The organism is Planktothrix tepida PCC 9214 (genome assembly GCF_900009145.1).
GTDB lineage: Bacteria > Cyanobacteriota > Cyanobacteriia > Cyanobacteriales > Microcoleaceae > Planktothrix > Planktothrix tepida.
Genome location: NZ_LN889812.1, coordinates 386,057 through 409,329, shown reverse-complemented (window position 1 = coordinate 409,329; position 23,273 = coordinate 386,057). Strand labels below are relative to the sequence as shown.

Sequence of the window (23,273 nt, the reverse complement as noted above, 5' to 3'; positions counted from 1 at the left end):
CTATAGCTGGCTAATTTACGCCTTACCAGTCGCATCCGGGCTGCAACCACTTTGCTAATTGGTTCTTCATCAAGATCCCAAAGTTGCACTAAGGAACAGGGAATTATAAATGTGTAAATAATGATGTTTGGATACTTATCGAACCGTAACCGAATAATCAGCTTTAAACGGTTTAAAACTATTGTTAGTTTTAGCAGTTCCTTTTAATTCCAATTGATAAATTCCCACTGTGGGAAAGATCACCTCGGTTCCGGGAATACCTTGATATTTTTCGGCGGAAATTGCTTTGAGTTGAGGCTGAATTAACGGTTTATCAGTGGCTTTTCTGGGTTCTCGATAAATTGACAATTGACAATTACATTGGGATAAAGGAATCATTTGTCCTCCCCGACGAGTTAAAACAAACCATATCGTTGCTTTTTGTCCGACACGGGGATTATGATTGGGTTCGAGGTGAAATGTTACCGCTACATCCCCAGAAACTTCTACTTCATGAGCGATTGCTGGGTTAATATAGGGAGATTTTTGTAGCGGTGGGAAGGCGAATAATGTTCCCAGAATTAATAATAATTTTAAGGACTTATTTTTGTTTAAGGGGTGCAACATATAACTTTTTTAACCCAAAGAATGACCAAACGGTTTGATAGCGAATTAATAATACCACTAAACTTAACAATAGAAGCAATGCAACTCTAATTTTAATCATTAGGGTTAATTCAAATCCGCCTAAATAGTTTGACCCAATTAAGAGAGTATGAATCACCGCTAAAATAAAGGCTGGAACCGCTAATAAATGAATTCTACGCCAAAGAATACCTAATTGATTTTGAATTTTATCAAAACTGGTAATCGCCAGAGGAACCATTAATAAAAAAGCCAATCCTCCGGCTATAATTCCGCCTTGATGTTGAGGAATCATAAAGTCAAACCCGGTTAAATTCCATTGAAAGGTATGATCTAACATTTGTACCGTATGAACAACGGCTAAGATAAAAGCACTCACTCCAAACACTCGTCTATATTTTAAAGGTTGTGACCATAACCGACTAATAGGACGAGCAATTAAGGCAACTATTAAACAAATTAAGGAACCATAACCAGAATAATCAACATGATTTCCGGTTCTTAATAAGGTTAAAATTCCGATTAATAAAGTAATCCATCCCCCCAGTCTAAACAGTTGACTACGACGGTCTGCGGTGAATTTTCCGGTTAATAATCCCACCCCTAACATCGTTGGGAAGGTTCCTAAACCAAAGGCTAACATCGTTAATATTCCCCAGCCAATATTGCCTGTTTCTGCGGCTTTAATTTGGGCGGTATAGAGAAAGCCACAGGGAATAAAGCCCCAAATTAATCCTAATAATAAGGGAGTAAAAAAATGCTTTTGTAAGGAAACATTCACCATGAGTTTACTCAGGTGATGATGCAAATTTTGGGGAGATAAAGGATGAATAATCGGGAAGCGATGAAAGATTGTGGGGTTAATTTGAGCTAATCCTAAAATAATTAATAATATTCCGGTTAAAATGGCAATTCCTTGGCGAAAAAAACTGCCTATTCCTGCCATTTGCCCACTGGCAATTAAGACCGAACCTACTCCACCAATGAGAGCCCCAACCAAGGCATAACTGAGAATTCGACCTAAATTTAATAACAGATAAAATTGAAAGGGAATTTTACGAGTCGGTAAAGATTCATCGGAAAAGGAAAAGGCAACGGTTAAGGGGCCGCACATTCCCAAACAGTGTCCAAAACTTCCTAGAAATCCCAATGCACCAATTAACAACAGGTCAATGATCATGATTCCGTTTAAAAGCGGATTTTATAAAGTTGAAATAACGTTCCGGGCTTCCGTTTTAAAATTTTAGCACCTGTTGCTTTAATAAGGGTTTCCCAATTGTCTAAGGGTTCTAAAAATACTTCTGTGCCTAAATAGGTTTCTAAGATTGCCCAATCTTCGGCTAATTCGGCATCGGGAATTAACACATCAAACACAAAATCTCCACCCGGTTTAACCACTCGTTTAACTTCTTTTAAAACCAATTCCCAATAACTCAGAGGATAGTAACAACTCCATCCCGTTGCGATCGCTAAATCAAACTGATGAGCTTCATATTGTAGTTGATGACCCGGTGCTAAGGTTACTCCTTTAAACAGTTTAGAATTTAACTGGGGGCCTCGAACATTTAAAGCATCTTTGGCAACGGTACTAATTTCTTGCCCATAAAATAAAGCGTCCCAATCTCGCCAAGGATAGATGAGAAAACTAACCCCACAACCAATATCTAAACAGCGTTGATTTTTGTGAGGTTTGGCAATTTCCCAAAAAGGGGAAGTGATTTTTTCTGCTAAAGTTCCCGCCATACGATCGCGAAAAATTTCTAGGGTTTCTACTTCCGGGGGCAAATCAAATGCACCCCCTTGATATTCTCGGTTAAAACGATGGGCAACGGTCGCCAGTGCCGTTTCCAAGGGGTCAGACCCTACGGATAAATTAAAAAAATTGGATGGATTAGAAGATTTAGCCATTCATTATAGATTTATCTCTATTTTGAGCCTTTTAATGCTTTGGTAAAGTTTTTCCGATAGGAGGAATTGAACACTAACACAGGCCAGAATAATGAAAGGATCAGACGATTCTGGAAACTGCGGTTGAAGTTGGTCTTTTCAAACCCACTCCAAAACTTCCAGATTCCGCCTCCATAAATGACAAGTAGCAATAGGCTAATGATCGAACTCATACCCAAAAGATTTTGCTGTGAAGGATTAAACAGAAGTTAATGGTGATCTATTGTAGCAGTTGATTCGAGAGAAGTGTCATTTATAACCGATGAGTAACTGCTCTCCTCAACCCTCCTGCATCAGTTTCCTCCATTTCCAGCTTGAAAAAAACCTTGCCCCATCTAGTGATTAACGCCTAGGCGGGAGACTTCAGCCGGGGAGAACCCCAAGAGATTAATAAAAATTAACGATTACAATAGATAATCTTTCTATTATTTTGAGCCAGGAAATAAGAAATTTGCTATCCTATGAAGAGTGGGTTGTTAATTCTAATAGTTTTAAGGCCTTTCGATTCAAACTTTAAATCGGTAAGCTGTAGAGTTAATTTCGTTGAAAGCCTCTCCAAAATGATGTCGTATTTTTGATTAAAAATTTGAGTTAATTAGCTCTCAACGATTGTAATGTATTTTCAGTAACCCCCGATTTAAGGAACCCAACACTGATCGGATTCACCTTAACTTAACGGTGAGAAAATCAGGAAAATTTAGATCATTAATCAGCCTAAATCAATCAGGAGGATATATGCGAGCAGTGCTAATGGCGGGTGGATCAGGAACACGACTGCGACCCTTAACGTGCGATCTTCCTAAGCCGATGGTACCGATACTGAATCGTCCCATTGCTGAACATATTATTAATTTACTCAAACAACACAATATTATAGAAATAGTTGCCACATTACATTATCTTCCTGATGTGATGCGCGAATATTTTCATGATGGCAGTGATTTAGGTGTCCAAATTACTTATGCTGTCGAAGAAGATCAACCCCTGGGAACCGCAGGCTGTGTTAAAAATATTGCTGAACTTTTAGATCAAACCTTTTTAGTGATTAGCGGAGATAGTGTTACGGATTTTGATTTAACCGCCGCTATTGAATTTCATCATCGCAAACAATCAAAAGCCACCTTGATTTTAACCCGAATGCCGAATCCTATTGAATTTGGGGTGGTGATTACTGATGAAAATCAGCGCATTCGTCGCTTTTTAGAAAAACCCGCCACCAGTGAAGTTTTTTCCGATACGGTGAATACAGGAACCTATATCTTAGAACCGGAAGTTTTAGAATATCTTCCCTACGATCAAGAATGTGATTTTTCTCAAGATTTATTCCCCTTACTCTTAGAAAAAGATGAACCCATGTATGGGTTTATTGCCAATAACTATTGGTGTGATATTGGTCATTTAGATATCTATCGAGAAGCCCATTATGATGTCTTAATGGGGAAAGTAAAACTTAAAATTCCCTACCCGGAACGCTTTCCGGGGTTGTGGGTGGGAGAAAATACTTATATTGATGAAACAGCCCAAATTGAAACCCCCGTTTTGATTGGTCGCAATTGTCGGATTGGCGCTAGAGCACAAATTGAAGCCGGAACCGTCATTGGGGATAATGTTACCATCGGTGCCGATGCTAATATTAAACGGCCGATTATTTGGAATGGTGCGATTATTGGGGATGATGCCCATTTACGAGCCTGTGTGATTGCTAGAGGAGCGCGTGTAGACCGTCGTGCCCACGTTCTCGAAGGGGCGGTGGTGGGTTCCTTATCCAGTGTGGGAGAAGAAGCCCAAATTAGCCCAGGGGTGCGAGTCTGGCCCAGTAAAAAAATCGAATCCGGCGCGACCCTAAATATTAATTTAATTTGGGGTAATACCGCCCAACGCAATTTATTTGGTCAACGGGGAGTACAAGGATTAGCCAATATTGATATTACGCCGGAATTTGCGGTTAAATTAGGGGCGGCTTTTGGATCAACCTTAAAACCCGGTTCAACGGTGGCGGTTTCGCGAGATCAACGACCGATTTCTCGCATGGTGACTCGTTCCTTAGTGGCGGGTTTAATGTCCGTTGGCATCGATATTATTAACTTAGATGCGACTGCCATTCCGATTACCCGCACGGCCATTCCGTCGTTAAAAGTTGCCGGGGGAATTCACGTCCGACTTTCTCCCGAACGGGCGGATTATCTATTAATTGAATTTTTAGATCATAAAGGAATTAATATTACCAAAGCCAAAGAAAAGAAAATTGAAGGAGCTTATTTTAAAGAAGATTTACGACGGGCGCAAATTCCTGAAATTGGTAACGTCAGTTATACGATTGATTTACTCGATATTTATAGTATCAGCTTTGGAAAACATATCAATCCCGAAGTGTTACGCTACAGTAATGCTAAAGTTGTTATTGATTATGTTTATGCCGTTTCTGGGGCAATTCTACCGCAACTTTTAGCCAAATTTGGCTGTGATGCGGTGGTCTTAAATGCCAGCTTAAATCATACCGCTTTATCGGTTCCTGAACGAGAAAATTTACTCGATCAATTAGGGCGAGTCGTTGAAGCCTTACGCGCTAATTTCGGGGCGCAAGTCTATGCCAACGGCGAACAATTTATGTTAGTCGATGAAACCGGAAGTCCCATTCGGGGAGAAATCTTAACCTCGTTGATGGTGAATATGGTTTTAACCTCCCATCCCCGCAGTACCGTTGTAGTTCCAGTTCATACTTCCGCCGCCATTGAACAAATAGCCCGCCGTTATGATGCCAAAGTCATTCGCACCAAAGCCAACCCGACGGCTTTAATGGAAGCCTGTCACCGCAACCCGAATGTAGTTTTAGGCGGAAGTGGAGATATGGGGTTTATTTTCCCCCAACTGCATCCAGGGTTTGATGCCATGTTTTCTATTGCTAAAATTATAGAAATGTTAACGACCCAAGAGCGATCGCTCACCCAAGTTCGGGCAGATTTACCCCATGTTGTCCATCGTCGGTATACCGTGCGTTGTCCCTGGACAATTAAAGGCGGATTGATGCGACATTTAGTTGAAACTCATTCCCCAGAAAACCTAGAATTAATTGATGGGGTCAAATTAATTAATTACCAAGATGATAACTGGGTGTTGATTTTACCCGATGCTGGAGAACCTCTGGTTCACATTTTTGCCAATAGTGTTGATCGCGATTGGGTTGATACAACCTTGCGAGAATATCGCAATTTAGTCCATGAGTTTGTGAATCAATCCCAAGGGATGGAACACCCAGATGATGTTTAACATCCAAAATTAACAGAAAAAGAGTTTAAAGATTAGACTAAAAATGTCATGATCAAAAAAACTCAACTCCCAGGGAGTTTTTAACCTTGTACTGGAATTTGTTGCTTAACCTATGAACAGTATTATTTTGATGGCGGAGATTGTTGAAGATCCGCAACTACGTTATACCTCTGATAGTCAACTCGCCCTAACAGAAATGTTAGTTCAGTTTCCAGCACTGCGGGATGTCGATCCTCCTTCCACCTTAAGAGTCATTGCTTGGGGAAATTTTGCCCAAGAAGTTCATGAAAAATATCATCAAGGCGATCAAATCATTATTGAAGGTCGTTTAGGAATGAATCTGATTGAGCGAAAAGAAGGGTTTAAAGAAAAACGGGCAGAATTAACGGCTCAACGGATTTATCCGGTGCAAATGCCATTCAAAACTCAATCTCAACATTCTGATCCCACAGCCACTAACCCTAATAAAGTGGTTCCTTTAGGATCTCGCCGCGCCAGCACTCCAACTTCTGTTTCTGAAGATTCCCTAGAATCCCGTCGCCCCCCAGCTAATCCCAGCCCCAGTCGAGTCACTCCCCCCAGCGAACCGGAAAACCCGGATTATGATCCGATTCCCTTTAAACGGGCGGTTGCATTTTCAAGTGTTGAAGCGGGACTGGTTGAGGGTTGGGAATTAGAGATCAATCGTCCCCGTGTTGGATTTGAGTGGACAAAATTTTAATTGCAGTTTGTAGAAGCGCTGAAATTTAGGAACAAAGCGCTCTACAAAAGGATTCATTGTTCAGAAACGATGACTGATGCAATGTCAGCGATTTGAATTGAGTCATCCGTTGATTAGGCTTTACTTTTTAAGGAGATCAGCACTTGTGAAGTTGCCACTCCGTCAATTGCTTGTTATTCCGTTTGTGTTACAAATCTCTATTGTAGTCGGAATGACAGGATTTTTTTCCTATAAAAACGGACAGAAAGCAGTCAACGATTTAGTAATTCAGTTGCATCAAGAAATTAGTACCCGCATTGAGTTAAACCTAAAAACGTATCTGAATGCAGCCCATCTTGTCAATCAGACGAATCAAAATGTCCTGAGTGAAAAATTATTCGTCTTAAAAGATGTAACCCGTTTTAAACCTTGGTTTCTTCACCAATTCTATGCTTTTCCCTCTGTGGATTATATCGCCTGGGGAAATGAGCAAGGAGAATATTTGGGAATCAAGAGAAGTCAAAATCAGCAATTTCAGCTAGAAATTGTTCAAGCTTTCACTCAAAATCAGTATTATACCTACGCTTTGAATTCTAATGGCAAACCGGGTCAACTCTTAAGAATATTTCCTAATTATGATCCCCGCACTCGCCCTTGGTATCAAGCTGCTATTCAAGCGAAAAAAGCAACTTGGAGTCCGATTTATTTATGGTTTGATCACAGCACCTTAGCCATTGATGCGGTCTTACCGATTTATAATCAACAAGGCCGTTTATTAGGAGTCCTGGATACACCTTTAACCTTATCAGAAATTAGTGATGTTCTGCGAGGGTTGAAAATTGGTCAATCTGGACAAAGTTTTATTATTGAGCGTTCCGGGATGTTGGTTGCTAGTTCTTCTAGGAGTAATCCTTTTAGGGTTAAACAGGGTCAACTCCAAAGAATTAAAGCCATAGAAAGTCAAGAGTTTTGGATTCGAGAAACTACGAAACAGTTACAAAATCAGGTTCAGAGTTTTCAGCAGATTCAAGGAGCGGTTTTCTTGGATTTTAAATGGGATAATAAACGATACATTGCACAAATTTTTCCCTATTTAGATGGAAAAGGAATTGATTGGTTAATTTGTGTTGTTGTTCCTGAAAGTGATTTTATGACTCCGATTACAGAGGCTCAAAAAATTACGATTTTGCTGTGTTTTTTGGCTTTGGGTATTGCTACTGGTCTGGGAATAATAACGGCTCATTGGATTACGGCTCCCATTATTCAATTAAGTCAAGCTAGTCAAGCGATCGCTCAAGGAGAATTAGACCAAAAGATTGAACTCAATCGCACAGATGAACTGGGAATTTTAGCTCGGTCATTTAATCTCATGGCAATGCAGTTAAAGGCTGCTTTTGAGAAATTAGAAGTGCGAGTGCAAGAACGCACGGCAGAATTGCAACAAGCCAAAGCAGCGATTGAAAGTTCTAATAAAGAATTAGAGGATCGAGTCTATCAACGAACAGCAGAACTTTCTTTAGCTTTAGAACATTTAAAAAAAACACAAGCAGAATTATTAAAACGGGAAGAAAAACTCAAATTTGATGCGTTTCATGATAGTTTGACTGGGTTAAAAAATCGAACCTGGCTGTTAAATAGACTCCAGTATTTAATTCAAAAAACAAACCATAAAAAGCATTATTTATATGCAATTTTGTTTTTAGATTTAGACCGATTTAAAGTCATTAATGATAGCTTGGGTCATTTAGTCGGAGATGAATTATTAAAAAGTGTTGCCCACCGTTTAACAACGATCGTCAAATTTAAGGATACTGTTGCACGAATCGGAGGAGATGAATTTATTATTTTATTAGAAAATATTAAAGATGTCAATGAAGCAACAGATGTAGCTCAACGAATTATTGAACAGCTTAAACATCCTTTTTATATTCATCAAAATCCGATTTTTACAGGGGTTAGTATTGGGATTTCCCTTAGTTCAATGGGATATTCTCAACCAGAAGAGGTGATTCGAGATGCGGATATTGCGATGTATCATGCCAAGCGTTTAGGGAAGGGATGTTATCAAGTTTTAACCAGTGCGATGCAAATTCCAGCCATGGAACGGTTGCAACTAGAAAATCATTTAAGAGAAGCATTAATTCGAGAAGAATTTTTATTATATTATCAACCGATTATTTCTTTAGAGACAAGACGATTGATTGGATTTGAAGCGTTAATTCGTTGGAATCATCCTCATAGAAATATGATTAGTCCCAGTGAATTTATCCCCATTGCTGAAGAAACAGGATTAATTCAAGCCATTGATTTATGGGTCTTAAAAGAAGCCTGTCAGCAAATGAATTACTGGAACCAACAATTTCCTGATTTACCTCCGTTGAGTATGAGTGTTAATCTCTCTCCTGTTGATTTAAGGCAAGTTAATTTAATCGAAAATTTTAAAAAAATTCTTGAAAATTATCCGCTTAAAAATTGGCTATTAAAGCTAGAAGTGACTGAAACGTGTTTTTTGGAATTTTTAACCTTTGAACAAAGTTTACTTCAACAACTTCAAGAACTCGGAATAAAATTGTGTATTGATGATTTTGGAACCGGATATTCTTCTTTAAGTCGGCTCCATAACTTTCCACTCTGCACTTTAAAAATTGATCGTTCTTTTGTGAGCAAAATCCAGTCTGAAACCGAAGGAACAGAAATTATTCACACGATTATTATGTTAGCTCATAGCCTAGGGATGGATGTAGTCGCTGAAGGAATTGAAACCCCAATTCAACTGGAAAAATTAAAAGAGTTGGGATGCAATTATGGACAGGGTTATTTAATTTCTCAACCGTTAGATCGTTTAAAAACCACAGAATTTTTAATCCGCTTTCTTTCTTAAGATTCATTGCAACCGCATCATAATAAATACTGAAATTTTTCTTTACAATCTGTAACAATGTAACAAAAACAAGATACAATCGCTGTATATGAGAATTATTATAAAAAAATTTAAGTCTATCAAAAGATAGATATAGTTTTTTGGGAAAAAAATGTTATTATCTTAAAAAGATTAGATATCGGTAGCCTAGTTTGCGATGGCATCAGGAACAATTTTGCTCTCTATGTGTAAGTTCTGCCCGCGTCCCTCCGAATTCCAATCTCCGCACACCCTTGATTTTTGACTGAAAAGGTAAGTAATGACGATCTATGTAGGTAATTTGTCTTACGACGTCACAGAAGACGATCTCAGAGAAGTTTTTACTGAGTATGGTTCTGTGAAAGAAGTTCAAATCCCTGTTGACCGGGAAACTCGGAAAAAACGGGGATTTGGCTTTGTTGAAATGATGACTGATGATGAAGAAACTAAAGCCATTAATGAACTTGATGGTGCTGAGTGGATGAGTCGAGTTCTGAAAGTGAATAAAGCTCGACCCCGTGAAGAACGGAAACCCGCCAGAGGGAGTTGGGGAAATAAACAAAATTATTCCCGTCGCTACTAAGTGAGTGATTTAACGCAACATTAATTCGGATCTGTTTTTTAACAGGTTGTGCTAGAGTAATCAGTGAGAGTAAAATTCGGTTGTAGCTTTTGTTTGTAGTCTTGATGGGCATTTCCCGTTTGGTTTGGACAGGCTTCTCTCCGAAATTCCAACCTCTGCACTGTCTTGATTTTGGAGATAACCCATGTCTATTTATGTCGGCAATCTTTCCTACGAAGTCACCCAAGACGATCTAACCAGCGTGTTTGCAGAATATGGTTCTGTCAAACGGGTTCAGCTTCCTAAAGACCGTGAAACCGGTAAGGTACGTGGCTTTGCTTTTGTAGAAATGGAAACGGAAGCGGAAGAAGCAACCGCCATTGATGAACTCGATGGTGCGGAATGGATGGGTCGGAGCATGAAAGTGAATAAAGCCAAACCCCGTGAAAATGCAGGGGGTGGCAATGGTTCCTTTGGTGGTGGTGGTCGTAGTGGTAGTGGTGGTCGTGGTGGTCGTCGCTACTAAACAACTCTTGGACTGGTTATTTCGATTCAGATTGAACCCCATCAGTTCCTAGATTTCATCCCCTAAAAGAAAGAAAGCTCAAGCTTTTTTGTGGCTTGGGCTTTTTTTATGTTTAAATCTAATATTTTTATTTTTGAATTGAGTAATTGGGTTGAGTAGACCTCTTGCAAAAAAAATCTATGCTATTATAAAAAGTTTTCACTTTCAGACCGTAGTGTCAACTCATAATTATAAATGGCTGACAACAAATTACAACGAAGGCCATAACGACGGCGACGATTTCGATAACGACTCGATAAGATCCTGAAAATTTTCAGGCTCCGATTAACGTGTTCAATTACAATTCGTTGATGAGCCAAAGCTTGATTATAGTCTTTTTCTAAGACCGAAAGATTGCCCTTTTTGGGTTTCTTTTTGGGTACATAGCTATTCAAGTGATAATCCTTAATCCCTTGATAGCCACTATCTTGTAAGCTATCAGTTTGGGGGTGAAAATGGATTTTGCTTTTTTTGAATAAGCTGAAGTCGTGGCAATGTCCTTGTCCAAAATCCGCACAAATAATCTGTTTACTTTCTTGATCAATTACTAACTGAATTTTGAGCGTGTGATTTTTTTTCTTTCCTGAGTAACATTTTTTCTGTTTTTTTTTCGGTCTTTCAATAGCCGTTTCTGTGACATCCATCACTACGATTTCGGGGTAGCCAGAATCTTGAATTAAGGCTTTTTTTCCCGGAATCCGAAACTTTCCTGTTTTCATTAAAGTTGATTCAATGTCAGCGACAATTCGGCAAATCGTTGATTCTGATACTCCCCAATTTGTCCCAATATGAAAATACGTTCTGTATTCTCGCCAATATTCCAAGGCTACTAAAACTTGCTCTGGGAGAGTCAAGAGGGTGTGACGTCCTCTTCTATCTTTAGGATGTTCTAATCTGAACTGCTCTATGGCATTAACCATTTCTTGAAAGGTTTGAATCTTGACACCAAATCTCCGTTTAAATTCATGAGGTTTCAAATTTAGATAAAATTGAGTATTCATTACAGAGTTATTGTCTAAATTTACTTTCAATTGTTACCATTTTATGTGGTTTTTAGCAAAAGTTTGTGAAGAATGGTTAGTCTCTGTGATTTTATGAAATTGAGTAAAACTTATCATTATACCATAAAATTATTTTGCAAGAGTTCTAGTAACAAATTGTAAAGTTCTGCCTCGGAAATTCAGTAATCACTGATAGCTCAACTGTAGATGGTTAAACTAGAAAATGAAGTTAGGCCCAAAATTTTCTGTTTAACTTTTATCTTCCTAAAGGCGTTGATGGAGTGATATGAATCTAACTAAAACCCTGCATACCCTATTCAAAATAATTTTTTGGGTTTGGAATGTAACCTTTCTCAGTGTTGTTTATCTTTGGATTTTCCCTTTTCTAGCTATTTTTTTAGTGTTGGCAACCTGGAGCGGGGAAATTGAACTAGAATTTACCTTAACCATTCTTGCTTTGATTGCAGTTCCTACCGTTTGTACCATTATTGGTAAACGATATTTCCGCCAACGACCTATTGAGTTAATCCGATTATTTTATGGTGTAGAAGCACCCCTGTTTCTCTTTTGTCTGGTACGATTATTTATTTTCCGAGAACTCACTCCAGCCAGCCGTTTAGTTTTAAGTACAATTCTGATTTGTATTTCTGCTTTTTTCGTAGAATTATTATGGGGATATTTAGGAAATAAGCAGAATAAAACTCATCGATTTTTAACAGGAATCCAACTCGTTACCCATAGCTTAATGCTATTAGTCGGGTTATATGTGGGAATTTTTCTTTTCTATTATGCTGTTCCCCTTGCTGTTATTCTCCTGCGCCAGTTCTTTTCATGGGAATGGTTAACTTTTCTTTGGCAGTCTTTAACTCATGATTTCTTATTATCTTTTTCTATCGTGACAATTTTGTTCACCGGAACAGCCACCCTATTTTTAGGAATGCCTTCCGCTTTTGTTGCCCTTTATATTCATTCAGGACAACGAATTATCCGCAACTTTGCGGCTCAATATGGTCGTATTCGTACTACCCAAATTATATTAGGAACCCTAACCCTTTGGATAATTTTATTTATAAATTTTCTCCATCAACCGCAAGTTTTAGCCTTTCAAAAGTTAGAAACAATTCCCCAAACTGATCAACAAAAACAAGAATTATTAGCACAATCTCAACCCATCCGTAAAGGATTAATTAATGCCTATCTATCCGCCTATCGTTATTTAGGAGCCGTCAAAGATAGTAATTCTATTGAGAGAATATACAAAGATGTTTTTAACCTGCCTCAACCTCTCTTAGATACCATTCAGAATAGTTATAATCAAGTGATGTCCCCCTTTCTGTATCAAGGAGATTTAGATAAAGATGCGGAGAAAGCCGAAAAACTCTATGCTGATTTTTTTGATACTTCCATTCAAAAAGGAGAACGGGTTGCTATTCAACACGCACTCAAATCTACTGCTATTTTAGATGAAGCAAAAGCCGGATTATTGAATATTAATCAGAAGAAAGTTTGGTTAGCAAAACAAGACGTTACGGTTCAAGAAAAGGGAGACTGGGGAGAGGTAGAAATCCATGAAGTATATCAAAATCAAACCAACGATGTAGAAGAAATTTTTTACTCCTTTTCCTTACCCGAAACAGCCGTAATTACAGGTCTTTGGTTAGGAGATACGAATAATAAAGCGACTCGTTTTCCCTTTACCGTTTCCCCCAGAGGTGCGGCTCAAAAAGTGTATAATTCCCAAGTCAAACGGGAACGTCCTGTTGACCCAGCATTATTAGAACAAGTCGGAACCCAACATTATCGACTGCGCGCTTTTCCGATTCCTGCTAAATCAACTTCTTGGAATATAAATAATTCGAGTCTTCCTACAGAATTGCATCTTTGGTTAACCTATAAAGTCATGGGTCAAGGGAATCAATGGCCCTTACCTAAAGTGGGTGAAAAACGCAATATTTTCTGGACAAAAAGCACCCAACGCATTCGCAATCAAAAAAGAATTAGAGGGTTTGACAAGAATTGGTTAGAGGCAAGTTTACCCGCTTCTAAAGCGTCAATTCAATCCCATCAAGTTAGTTTAGAAGGCTACAAAATTACCGCTCAACCTTTAACTGAAAAAGATTATAGTTTACCCCAAGGGAAACAATTTGCAATTATTCTGGATACTTCTCGAAGTATGGGAAACCATCAACAGGAATTAGCTAAAAGCTTAGACTGGTTTAAAACTAATGTTCTTCCAAATAATCAAGCGGATTTATATGTAACCGCAACGGAAGGAAATCAACCCCAATTAATTGATGATTTGCATCAGTTTCAGGTGAATCAAAAAGCCTTTTATGGAACCCTGCAAATTAAGGAAATGTTACGTCAATTTATGGAGTTGAAGGGAAATAAACCCTATGACGGGATTATATTAATTAGCGATGAAGGAAGTTATGAACTATCAGAAGATAAAACAGGGGTTCCTCAGATTTCTGTTCCCCTGTGGATTGTCCATTTAGGCTCCCTTGCTCCGGCTTATGAAGATGGAACCTTAAAGATGATTCAAACCAGTGGTGGTGGCGTTTCTACTGATATTTCTGAGGTAATGAAACGCATCGCAACCACTGAACAATTAACCCAGAAATTAGTTAGTTCACCCCAACCCAAACCGACGGTTTTAACGGTAGCAGATGGTTATGAATGGTTCATGGAAAAAACCACAGAAAAACCTACAAATTCTCAGGGGTTTGAACCTATCGTCGCACGATTATTAGTTCGGGGATTAAGTCAGAAAACCTCGGATCAACAATTAACAGAATTAGATGGGATTCATGCGATCGCAAAAACCTATAATATTGTTACCCCTTATTCTTCAATGATTGTTTTAGTTAATGATGAACAACGTCAAGCTCTAAAAGCCGCAGAAGCTTCTGCTGATCGATTTAATCGCAAAATTGAAACGGGGAAAGAACAGTTAAATAAACCCAATAATCCTTTAAATAATACGGCTAGTGTTCCTGAACCGGGAATGGTCGTTGGCTTAGGAATTATTGGGTTATTTATGATTGTTAAATCTCAAAAAAATAATATGAACCCTTAAAAAATGACACAAATTACCACGACTGAATTACCTCAAACCTTCCAAACTCTATTAATAGAGGTCGAACGTACCAAAACCCCCCTAACTGTTATTCATAAAGGAAAACCATTAGTAATTATCTATCCTGCCAACAGCCAACATTCACGCTCCGCTTTTGGGGCTATGAAAGGAAGTGGTAAAATATTAGGAGATTTAATCATTTCTGTTGCCGAACCTTGGGAGGTTTTAGAGTGAAACTTCTGGCTGATCTTTTCCCTGATGCTAGTCATGTTCAGTTTCATGACCTTATAACCACAACCTCTGAATTAGATAATTATCAAAAGCTGGATCACGACTAATTAAAATAAGGGAATGATTCATCGCCTGTGCTACGAGGATGCGATCAAAAGGATCTCGGTGATGTAGGGGCAGATTTGCATAAAACTCGGTATCTTTAACTGTAATTGGTAGAATTTGAACATTAAGATATTGCAATTCCTTTGATAAATCTTCAAAGGGTCGATTGAGTTGAAGCTTACCGATATTAATTTTAATTGATATTTCCCAAAGGCTGGCAATACTAAAATACAAATCGGTTTTAGTATCAATTACTTCTTTCGCTTTACTGCCTAGATTAGGATCGCCAGTTAAATACCACAAAAAGGCATGAGTATCTAACAAAAATGTCATCTTACATATATTCCTTTAGATCTTCAAGTGGTTGATCGAAATCATCAGACATAAAGATCTGACCAACCCAACTTCCATAACCCTGAAATTCTTCAAGTTTTTCTTGAGATGATTCACTTTTGGCGTGTTTCTCAAGTAGATATTGTGCATAATCCAATATCTCTTTTTTTAAAGATTCTGGCATCTTGACGATAGTTTGAAAAATCTCTATATCAATAGTCATGATTACTAGGCAATATTGGCAAGATTATTTTTACTTATTATACCATAATTACATTGATATGAAGAAAACTGGTGATATAATAAATTAAGTAATTCTGAGAGTGCAATGGCTAAACTTCAGATTGAAAACTTGCCTGATGAACTATATAGTCAGATTGAGTGTCTAGCCTCAGAGAAAAATTTTACTCTTAATGAGGCAGTTATTCATCTGTTGACGGAATCCTTATTATTTGATCTTGACAAAGTAATGATAAATCGGACGCAAGAGAACCAACCCATGTCAGCAATTCTACAAAGAATTCGTAATCGTCCGAGAGTTAATCCCAGGGATTTTGGATTAACAGATAGCACTATTTTAATTCAAGAGGATCGCAATAGATGACCGTTGCTTTACGATGCGTAATTGATACAACTTTCTGAGAAACCGGGTTTCTTAACAACAATCTCGGTTGAGATCCGCTCATCTTTCTGAGAAACCCGGTTTCTGGTTCACTTTTCCTAATTAAATAGAAAAAGGCTGCTATTCCATTATGTATTCTAACTTTGATTTTGGTATTGGATTTTCATTGTAGTTTACGACACCTTTAATTATCACTTTGGCATTTATACCATTACTCTGCCATGAGCAAAGTTGTAACTGATCAATTCTACTATTAAAAAATTCCCTTACAAGTTCGGCTGCTTTTTCTAAATCAGAAGGTTGTTCTAAAAAAATATTAATGCCCTTAATTGTCGCACTTTTCCAGACTGATGTGCGTCCATCACTAACAATATTGATTCTAGCCAACCTCAAATGAAGCATTAAGCTTTCAAATTGAGATTCAATATCCTCAGAGTTAGTGCAATATATAACATTAAGTCTTGTTTCCCACATTGTTGTTTTTGCCTTCTTATATACTACGTTCAGAAATACAAACTCTAGTTTTTCCAGTGACACAAATCTGGAATTAATTCTTTGTCAATTGGCCCACAAATCTCAAAAACCATTAACCTGGCTTTAACTCCAGCAAGAATCAGAGCAGAAGAACGATGATTGCCGTCCATTATTAAGTGTTTGCCATTTGGTAATGCGTATGTTGCTATTACAAGTTGAACGGGTTGTTGAGTAGTATTTATGAATTCATTTAATAGCTCTTGAATTTTGTCTCTACGTCCACTATCAAGACGATTTATAGCTTTAGGAATATCTGCCAGTGTCAGTGGATTTGCATTTGATTCTAAATAGCTGACTTCCTCATATAAATTATTAAAATACCAGGGTAAATACCAAGCCGAAGGATTTTCTAATTGATCAAAAACAGTGATTTTAACAGTAATTTTTTCGATTTTTAATCTCTGCCAATTCAGTTGAATTCTGATTGAAGCATGAAAAAATGCTTGAAACATTAAAAAAGGAATTTCAGTTGATTTCATATTAATAATTTAATCTTTTTGGTTTGATGAGTTTAGCAATTCTATAATTTCGTAGTCTTTTCTATTCTTTAAATCTAAAAGTCTCATCACCGTATTTTCTTGTAAAAACTGATCACAAATTTCTTTCATTCTTTGTGGATCTGTAGATTTTAATTCATATAAATATGTTGCTATAGAACTTTCTATTTTCCGGCTTAACCTGTTATAATTATTTCTATTATCTGATGTTGGCTGTAACAGTAGTGTATCTATAGTGGCTATAAAATCACCCAATTTTTTTTGCTTCTTATTGTTTTTAATGATCTTATTTTTATCAAGTTTGTCAAGTTTATCAATTTGTTTTAATGAACGCCGAACTAAAATTGCAGCTAATGGTTTTCCGCCACATGAATCATAATGTGTTAATAATCTTAAAGATTCAAGCAGGAGATTATCAGCATAATCAATAGCAAGATCTTTCTCACAAAATTGCAACACTGGCAATAAGGATAAACAGTCATAAAGCAATGCTGATGCTGAACTAGATTCTCCTTCCCCAAGTCTGTGTATTCCCTTTTCAATCACACCAATTTTTTCATATATTTCTAATCCTGATAGTCCGGTTTGAAGATATTTAATTTCTTGGGTAAGATCCCTTATTAGATAAACTGATTTCTCTTGATTTTTACCTATCCAAACTGTCATAAGAAACAAGATAAATCCTGCGGAAAGTGAGACTATATCAGCCCAAGTCCATATATTATCAAGCATAACAAAAAATGCGGTTTTTCTAAATTTACTCGCGCACCAAAAATTAGTTGTTGAACTTATAATTAGATCGCAAATGCAATCTATAAAGCCATTAAAGGGTGTAAAACAGCAAACGTTTAATCCCTAAAATTGCGCTTTAATATGTCTATTATTATCCCTGACAAACTCAAGTATTGTCTAGCCTAAAAATGTTCAATTTTGCCAACAGTTTCTACCTGCTTTTATCCTCTTGAGATCTATTTTTATACAAAAATATACAAAATAGTTCAAGAAAGTCGGTAAAGGTGCACTATAATACATAAAAGTCTTGTATCTCCTACCCCTTATGGATCTCAAAGAAGTGTTAAAAGTCGCTGATAAAATAGTCTTCGCTCAAACGGGCCAGCATCTTGATGATTTAGAGGAAGCGGTATTGCGGGGCACTCTACAACATGAGACATATAAACAAATTGCTAAGGACTTTGATTGTTCTGAAAGTAACGTTAGGAATGCGGGATCAAAATTATGGCAGATTTTTTCAGAGGAACTAGGGGAAGATATTAGTAAATCGAATTTTCGAGCCGCGATGGAGAGGTTACAAAACTCTAATCTTTTCAACTTTGCAAAAGATGTTGTAGTTAATGATAGTTTTAATATTTGTGGAGAAGGAAGACACCCGCCAGATATACCGAACCCGTATCAGCAAAATGAGAATAGTTATAATACTAAACAATCTAAAAACCAATGTTATGATTTAAGTGAAATGCCTGATTTAGGTGCTTTTTATGGTCGCACGCCTGAATTAGAAACCTTGACAAATTGGATTTTACAACAACGCTGTCGTTTGATTGCCATTACGGGTATTAGTGGGATGGGGAAAACGGCGTTAACGGTGCAATTGGTTCAACAAATTAAAGATGAATTTGAGTCTGTAATTTGGTGCAATTTTGACTCATCTCCAACTTTAGCAGAATTTCAAACTAACTTAATCGAATTTTTTTCGCAGTCAGAAGAACTAGATTTATCAATACCTCATCCGAAAGCTTTACCCCTAATCAAATATTTGCAAAAGTATCGCTGTTTAGTGGTTTTGAATAATATTCACAATCTTTTTAGTAGCGGAGAATTAGCCGGAAAATATAAACCCGGATATGAAGACTATCGAACTTTATTTAAACAGATTAAAGAGTTATCTCATCAAAGTTGTTTCTTGTTAATGGGTTGGGAACAACCTCGAATTGTAACTGAGGTTAAAAACCAAAATTCTGTAATTCGGACTTTACAATTAACGGGTTTAGATCTTGTTGCTGTACGCGAAATATTTAGAGATTATGGGTTAGCTGAAATTGAGAATTTTGAGACAATTATTCAACCTTATCAAGGCAATCCCTTCTGGTTAAAAAGTATAGCAAATTTGATCCAAGAGTTGGGAGGATGTGCAACTGAAGTCTTATTGAAAGATACCCTATTGTTACCCGAAGAGGTGAAAGAGAGTTTACAACAACAATGCGATCGCTTATCAGAGGCAGAAAAACAAGTGCTGTCTTTATTGGTAGCCGAAAACAATCCAGTGAATTTAGTTAAATTGTTAGAAAATAGCCAAGTTATCTCATCAGATTTGCTCAACGCCATTCAATCTTTATTACGACGCTGTTTAATCGAACAACAAGGTAATTGTTATACTATTTTACCTTTAATTAAACAATACATATCAAGTAAATAGAAAATTAATCATCTATGATGTAACATTTTAATGGCTGTTTGTAAATCTGAGGTTAAAGATTTTGTCGCCAATTTAGGAGATTGTTCTGTATAGTTATTAACCTGAATTGGAGAACCCATTTTGATTTGAACAGAAGACCCTTTAGAAATCGGTGCAGGTCTATCATAACGAATACTAATCGGAATAATTTTTAAATCTAAATCCGGTTTTTGGGATAAAGTTTGTAATGCAATTCGCGCGACTCCGGGTTGAATGGGATGAATATCCCATTCTAAAAAAATATGTCCTTCGGGAAATAAAACTAAAATTTGTTCTTGTTTTAACACTTCAATACTATAGCGAATACTGGATGTTCCAGGGTGTTCTCGGTTAACAGGAAACCCCCCCAACCGTTGAATAAACCACCCTTGAAACCCCTGAGTTTGCTCTAATAAAACCATGTATCTTAAGTCTCGTCCTGTTACCCAACGTCCGGCTGAATAAGCTAATAAAATTGCATCCCATCGGGAACGATGAGTAGGTGCTAAAATAACTGCACCTGTTCGGGGTAAATAATCTTGACCTTCAATTTCAATATTCTTAAAATAGAAGGGGATAACTACACTAGAGCATAAAAGATAAGCAATGGGTGTTAACCAAGGGGAAATTTTAGAGTTAGAAAGACTTTCCAACATTAGATTAGAGTTTGAGACTGTTAATTTCTGGTTTATTCTAAATGTTCTGCATATAAACTTTGAACTAAATTCTCTAATTTTTCTTCAGAACAACAGTCTACTAACATATCAAACGCATCAAGCAGTTTAGCGGCATTTTCTCCTAACATAGGGCTCATATCCCAAACATCCTGTACCCAGTCTCGTGGACGTTCATTATCAAAAATCATCCGTTCTAACAGTTGTCTGGCTTCAGTTTTGGTTAAACTCATAAAAGTTCAGGGTAATTTCAAGAGGCACTTTAATCATCATATTCAATTTAGTTTATCAGTAGGATTGCCAAAATTACAACCCTACCTTGACCCGATAATGCTTAAGTCTTGAAATCAATCACTATAGCGTTCTTCTGCCCAAGGTTCCCCCCTTTTATGATAACCATTTTGTTCCCAAAATCCCAATTCCTCATGATCAAGAAATTCTAACCCATTAATCCATTTTCCACTTTTCCAAGCATATAAATGGGGAACCACTAACCGCAGGGGGCCACCATGATCAGGGGGTAAGGGTTCATCAAAAACCTCATAGGCAAAAAAGTTGTCTTCGCGTAAGAAATCCTCCATTGAAACATTAGTGGTATAACCTCCATAACAGTGTTCCATAACATGAATGGCTTGGGGGTTAACTTCAACAAATTTCATGAAGTCAGTAACTTTAATTCCTGTCCATTTCACCTCTAATTTTGACCAGTGAGTTACACAGTGAAAATCGGCGGTAAAATTACTTTTAGGCATTGCCATTAAATCCGACCAAGTAAAGGTTTTGGGTGTGGCTAAACCCCAAACTTTTAACTGCCAATCTTCAAGAGAAATTTGGGGAGTTTCCCCATAGGTTAAGACGGGAAAACCTTTGCTTAAATGTTGTCCCGGTGGAACGCGAGCACTCTCATCAGAAGTGGGTTTATGGAAAAATTGGCCTAACATGATCAACACTCAATGGCTATTTTTTTAGTTAGTATAGCACTCTTAGAATAGGGAACAGGGAACAGGGAACAGGGAACAGTAAGTTATGACCCTTATTACAAGGTTTAGTATTGTTAAATCGCTTAATGGGTAGTGCTATATAACGTTAAATTTGGGTTTTTAGGCGATCTGCTCTCGAACTGCTTCTTCCTTTATATATAAATGTTAAATTTTAGAGGTCTATCAGGAGAAGTTGGAACAAAGTTTGTAATTCAGTATACTATGAATAAGATCTGTTAGGGCACAACAACAATGGCTCCGATTTACTTGATTCCTTTGTTGATTAGTTGTCTAGCCGCTTGGGTTAGTCTTGGTAATCCCCAATGGAAAATTGATGACTTACCCAAACTTTTAGCAACTTTAATTGGTGTAGCCTGTCTGATTTGGTTCTTTGTAGCTACACCTTGGTTCATTAAACTCAGCCTGATTTTTTTGTTACTCATTCTAGGTAATTATTCCCTGGAAAAATCCTTAACCACAGATGAGTAATTTCAGGTTTAGTGGATTTTTAATTAGAATTGGAGGCGGGTTTCCCTAAAATTGTAAATGACATTTTTCCTGTTAATCCGCTTTTCCAAGCCATCCCATCTTGATCTCGAAAAAATATTTTTAGATCCACACCCAATAACTGAGTTTTGGGATCAGTAGTCATCCATAACCAATCATCAGAATGACCCTGAGTATTATTAACAATGGAAAGTAAATAACGTCCCGGTTCTAATCTAAAGGGTTGCACTAAACCCACATAATTAAAAACAGGATGGGAAAAACGCTCAATATCCGTTTGAGTTTGGCGAACTTCCCTGATCTGTATATTAATTTGGGGTGTAATTTCTGGTATTGCCTCAACAATTTTAAAAATTCTGATGGAAAATTGAGCCTCTGAAGGTTTCCCATCGGGAAAATATTGACCATTCCAATAAATTTGATCAATTTCAACGGTTTGGCGAATCAAAAATTCATAACCAATTTGTTGTTGTCCCGAAAAGTATTTGCCATCAAAATCACTCAATAATCCAAAAGAACCATTACCTTCCCCAGAAGAAAAAATGACCTCAGCTTGTACCGGAAGCAGGGAATAGTTAAGCGTTATCCAACTACTCATTAAACTTGTTAAACCAATCATACACTGCTTCAAAACCTGGCTTTTTTTCAACATCATAAAACTTGAGATTTGTCCTAGAAAACTAAAATTAAGATACAATAGCAACTGTTGACTCAAACTTGATGCTATTATGATACCTGCTTTGATTCCCGACACCGAAAAAGAACGATTAGATGCACTGTATCGCTATGAAATTTTGGATACACAAGCCGAACCTTCTTTTGATCAACTACCCCTTCTGGCTACCTATATTTGTAAAACACCCATTGCTTTAATTAGTTTACTTGATCGCGATCGCCAGTGGTTTAAGTCTATTATTGAGCCTAGGCTAACCCAAACCGCAAGAGATATTACTTTTTGTGCTGATTGTATTTTACAAAATGTTATTAAGATCAGTTAATTTCCATTGAAATTATATTCACCAATTCCCCCAAATTACTCATGTATCCAAACGTTACGCTCATTCAACATCCTCTAATTCAACATAAACTCACCTTGATGCGAAGGGAAGAAACCAGTACCGCCAAGTTTCGTCAATTGTTGAGGGAAATTAGTATGTTATTGGCTTATGAAATTACGCGAGATTTACCCCTCCGTAAACAGTTAATTAAAACCCCTCTAGGCCCGATGGAAGCACCGATTTTAGCCTCGGAGAAAAAAATGGTTATTGTTTCAATTATGCGGGCAGGTCAGGGAATTTTAGATGGAATTTTAGAATTAATTCCTTCAGCACGAGTCGGCCATATTGGGTTATATCGAGATCCGCGAACGTTTATTCCAATTGAATATTATTTTAGATTACCAGATGATATCGAAGAACGAGAAGTTTTAGTGGTTGATCCCATGATTGCTACTGGAAATACGGCCGTTGCAGCCATCCAAAGATTGAAACAAACAAACCCTTTATCTGTGAAATTTCTGTGCTTAATTGCTTCACCAGAAGGTATTGAGCATTTCCATTCTTATCATCCTGAAGTTCCTTTGTATACGGCTGCTATTGATGATCATCTCGATGAACACGGCTATATTATTCCGGGTTTAGGAGATGCAGGCGATCGCTTATTTGGAACAAAATAACCCTATAATTTAGGAGATA

At 37.4% G+C, this 23,273-nt stretch carries 24 protein-coding genes; 11 read left to right on the top strand and 13 right to left on the bottom strand.

The annotated features are described in order from the left end of the window. Positions 1 to 135: 135 nt before the first annotated feature. The 3 genes from PL9214_RS21730 to PL9214_RS21720 are packed head-to-tail and all read right to left on the bottom strand — an operon-like array spanning position 136 to position 2,532. Positions 136 to 606: a hypothetical protein gene (locus tag PL9214_RS21730; RefSeq protein ID WP_072720847.1), complete on the bottom strand. Its 471-nt coding sequence runs from the start codon at positions 604 to 606 to the stop codon at positions 136 to 138. Further along, the gene (locus PL9214_RS21725) at positions 581 to 1,804 is read right to left on the bottom strand and encodes an urease accessory protein UreH domain-containing protein (protein WP_306341366.1); all 1,224 of its coding nucleotides are present in this window, start codon (positions 1,802 to 1,804) and stop codon (positions 581 to 583) included. The genes PL9214_RS21730 and PL9214_RS21725 overlap by 26 nt, the downstream gene beginning before the upstream one ends. Positions 1,805 to 1,812: 8 nt before the next feature. Further along, positions 1,813 to 2,532 (bottom strand): class I SAM-dependent methyltransferase, encoded by a 720-nt coding sequence (locus PL9214_RS21720; protein WP_072720846.1) that lies wholly within the window; start codon positions 2,530 to 2,532, stop codon positions 1,813 to 1,815. A gap of 774 nt (positions 2,533 to 3,306) precedes the next feature. On the opposite strand from PL9214_RS21720, the gene PL9214_RS21710 reads away from it, so the two are divergent. From PL9214_RS21710 to rbp (PL9214_RS21690), 5 genes are all read left to right on the top strand, one after another. Continuing rightward, positions 3,307 to 5,838: a mannose-1-phosphate guanyltransferase gene (locus PL9214_RS21710; RefSeq protein WP_072720844.1), complete on the top strand. Its 2,532-nt coding sequence runs from the start codon at positions 3,307 to 3,309 to the stop codon at positions 5,836 to 5,838. A 112-nt stretch (positions 5,839 to 5,950) separates the two neighbouring features. Then, entirely contained in the window at positions 5,951 to 6,559 is a 609-nt protein-coding gene (locus tag PL9214_RS21705; RefSeq protein WP_072720842.1) for a single-stranded DNA-binding protein, read from the top strand. Positions 6,560 to 6,704: 145 nt separating this feature from the next. Then, positions 6,705 to 9,419 carry a bifunctional diguanylate cyclase/phosphodiesterase gene (locus PL9214_RS21700; RefSeq protein WP_186440432.1) on the top strand — a complete coding sequence of 905 codons (2,715 nt, stop codon included), beginning with the start codon at positions 6,705 to 6,707 and terminating at the stop codon, positions 9,417 to 9,419. 298 nt (positions 9,420 to 9,717) lie between these two features. Then, complete coding sequence (gene rbp / locus PL9214_RS21695; RefSeq protein ID WP_072720839.1) at positions 9,718 to 10,020, top strand: RNA-binding regulator; 303 nt, start codon at positions 9,718 to 9,720, stop codon at positions 10,018 to 10,020. Between the two features lie 184 nt (positions 10,021 to 10,204). After that, positions 10,205 to 10,525 (top strand): RNA-binding regulator, encoded by a 321-nt coding sequence (gene rbp / locus PL9214_RS21690; protein WP_072720837.1) that lies wholly within the window; start codon positions 10,205 to 10,207, stop codon positions 10,523 to 10,525. A gap of 185 nt (positions 10,526 to 10,710) precedes the next feature. Here the strand turns inward: rbp (PL9214_RS21690) and PL9214_RS21685 are convergent, their stop codons facing one another. After that, positions 10,711 to 11,565, bottom strand: coding sequence for an IS5 family transposase (locus tag PL9214_RS21685; protein WP_072720836.1), 855 nt, complete (start codon positions 11,563 to 11,565; stop codon positions 10,711 to 10,713). A gap of 286 nt (positions 11,566 to 11,851) precedes the next feature. Here PL9214_RS21685 and PL9214_RS21680 point away from each other — a divergent pair, with 286 nt between their 5' ends. Further along, positions 11,852 to 14,644 (top strand): TIGR02921 family PEP-CTERM protein, encoded by a 2,793-nt coding sequence (locus tag PL9214_RS21680; RefSeq protein ID WP_072720834.1) that lies wholly within the window; start codon positions 11,852 to 11,854, stop codon positions 14,642 to 14,644. Positions 14,645 to 14,647: 3 nt separating this feature from the next. Beyond that, a complete protein-coding gene (locus PL9214_RS21675) occupies positions 14,648 to 14,878 on the top strand; it encodes a type II toxin-antitoxin system Phd/YefM family antitoxin (protein ID WP_072720833.1) in 231 nt (76 codons plus the stop codon). Positions 14,879 to 14,929: 51 nt separating this feature from the next. Here PL9214_RS21675 and PL9214_RS21670 read toward each other — a convergent pair whose 3' ends face one another. The 5 genes from PL9214_RS21670 to PL9214_RS21645 form a co-directional block, all read right to left on the bottom strand. Beyond that, complete coding sequence (locus PL9214_RS21670) at positions 14,930 to 15,313, bottom strand: type II toxin-antitoxin system VapC family toxin (protein WP_072720830.1); 384 nt, start codon at positions 15,311 to 15,313, stop codon at positions 14,930 to 14,932. A 1-nt stretch (position 15,314) separates the two neighbouring features. After that, a complete protein-coding gene (vapB, locus tag PL9214_RS21665; RefSeq protein WP_072720828.1) occupies positions 15,315 to 15,536 on the bottom strand; it encodes a type II toxin-antitoxin system VapB family antitoxin in 222 nt (73 codons plus the stop codon). A 519-nt stretch (positions 15,537 to 16,055) separates the two neighbouring features. Continuing rightward, positions 16,056 to 16,409 carry a hypothetical protein gene (locus PL9214_RS21655; RefSeq protein WP_139295128.1) on the bottom strand — a complete coding sequence of 118 codons (354 nt, stop codon included), beginning with the start codon at positions 16,407 to 16,409 and terminating at the stop codon, positions 16,056 to 16,058. Positions 16,410 to 16,453: 44 nt separating this feature from the next. Then, the gene (locus PL9214_RS21650) at positions 16,454 to 16,948 is read right to left on the bottom strand and encodes a hypothetical protein (RefSeq protein ID WP_072720823.1); all 495 of its coding nucleotides are present in this window, start codon (positions 16,946 to 16,948) and stop codon (positions 16,454 to 16,456) included. A 9-nt stretch (positions 16,949 to 16,957) separates the two neighbouring features. Next, entirely contained in the window at positions 16,958 to 17,698 is a 741-nt protein-coding gene (locus PL9214_RS21645) for a hypothetical protein (RefSeq protein WP_072720822.1), read from the bottom strand. 325 nt (positions 17,699 to 18,023) lie between these two features. Between PL9214_RS21645 and PL9214_RS21640 the strand changes: the two genes are divergently transcribed. Further along, a complete protein-coding gene (locus tag PL9214_RS21640; protein ID WP_072720821.1) occupies positions 18,024 to 19,400 on the top strand; it encodes a helix-turn-helix domain-containing protein in 1,377 nt (458 codons plus the stop codon). An 8-nt stretch (positions 19,401 to 19,408) separates the two neighbouring features. Here the strand turns inward: PL9214_RS21640 and PL9214_RS21635 are convergent, their stop codons facing one another. The 3 genes from PL9214_RS21635 to PL9214_RS21625 form a co-directional block, all read right to left on the bottom strand. Then, complete coding sequence (locus tag PL9214_RS21635) at positions 19,409 to 20,074, bottom strand: lysophospholipid acyltransferase family protein (RefSeq protein ID WP_072720817.1); 666 nt, start codon at positions 20,072 to 20,074, stop codon at positions 19,409 to 19,411. Positions 20,075 to 20,106: 32 nt separating this feature from the next. After that, positions 20,107 to 20,325, bottom strand: a complete 219-nt coding sequence (locus tag PL9214_RS21630; protein ID WP_072720802.1) for a hypothetical protein — start codon at positions 20,323 to 20,325, stop codon at positions 20,107 to 20,109. A gap of 114 nt (positions 20,326 to 20,439) precedes the next feature. Further along, positions 20,440 to 21,033 (bottom strand): sulfite oxidase-like oxidoreductase, encoded by a 594-nt coding sequence (locus PL9214_RS21625; RefSeq protein ID WP_072720801.1) that lies wholly within the window; start codon positions 21,031 to 21,033, stop codon positions 20,440 to 20,442. A gap of 291 nt (positions 21,034 to 21,324) precedes the next feature. Here PL9214_RS21625 and PL9214_RS21620 point away from each other — a divergent pair, with 291 nt between their 5' ends. Then, on the top strand, positions 21,325 to 21,561 hold the full coding sequence (locus PL9214_RS21620) for a hypothetical protein (RefSeq protein ID WP_072720799.1): 237 nt from the start codon (positions 21,325 to 21,327) through the stop codon (positions 21,559 to 21,561). A 19-nt stretch (positions 21,562 to 21,580) separates the two neighbouring features. Here the strand turns inward: PL9214_RS21620 and PL9214_RS21615 are convergent, their stop codons facing one another. Then, on the bottom strand, positions 21,581 to 22,198 hold the full coding sequence (locus PL9214_RS21615; RefSeq protein ID WP_072720797.1) for a hypothetical protein: 618 nt from the start codon (positions 22,196 to 22,198) through the stop codon (positions 21,581 to 21,583). A 109-nt stretch (positions 22,199 to 22,307) separates the two neighbouring features. Between PL9214_RS21615 and PL9214_RS21610 the strand changes: the two genes are divergently transcribed. Together PL9214_RS21610 and upp are read left to right on the top strand one after the other, a co-directional pair. Further along, entirely contained in the window at positions 22,308 to 22,577 is a 270-nt protein-coding gene (locus PL9214_RS21610) for a hypothetical protein (protein WP_072720795.1), read from the top strand. Positions 22,578 to 22,618: 41 nt separating this feature from the next. Then, positions 22,619 to 23,254, top strand: a complete 636-nt coding sequence (gene upp, locus PL9214_RS21605; RefSeq protein WP_072720794.1) for a uracil phosphoribosyltransferase — start codon at positions 22,619 to 22,621, stop codon at positions 23,252 to 23,254. The last annotated feature ends 19 nt before the right edge of the window (positions 23,255 to 23,273 follow it).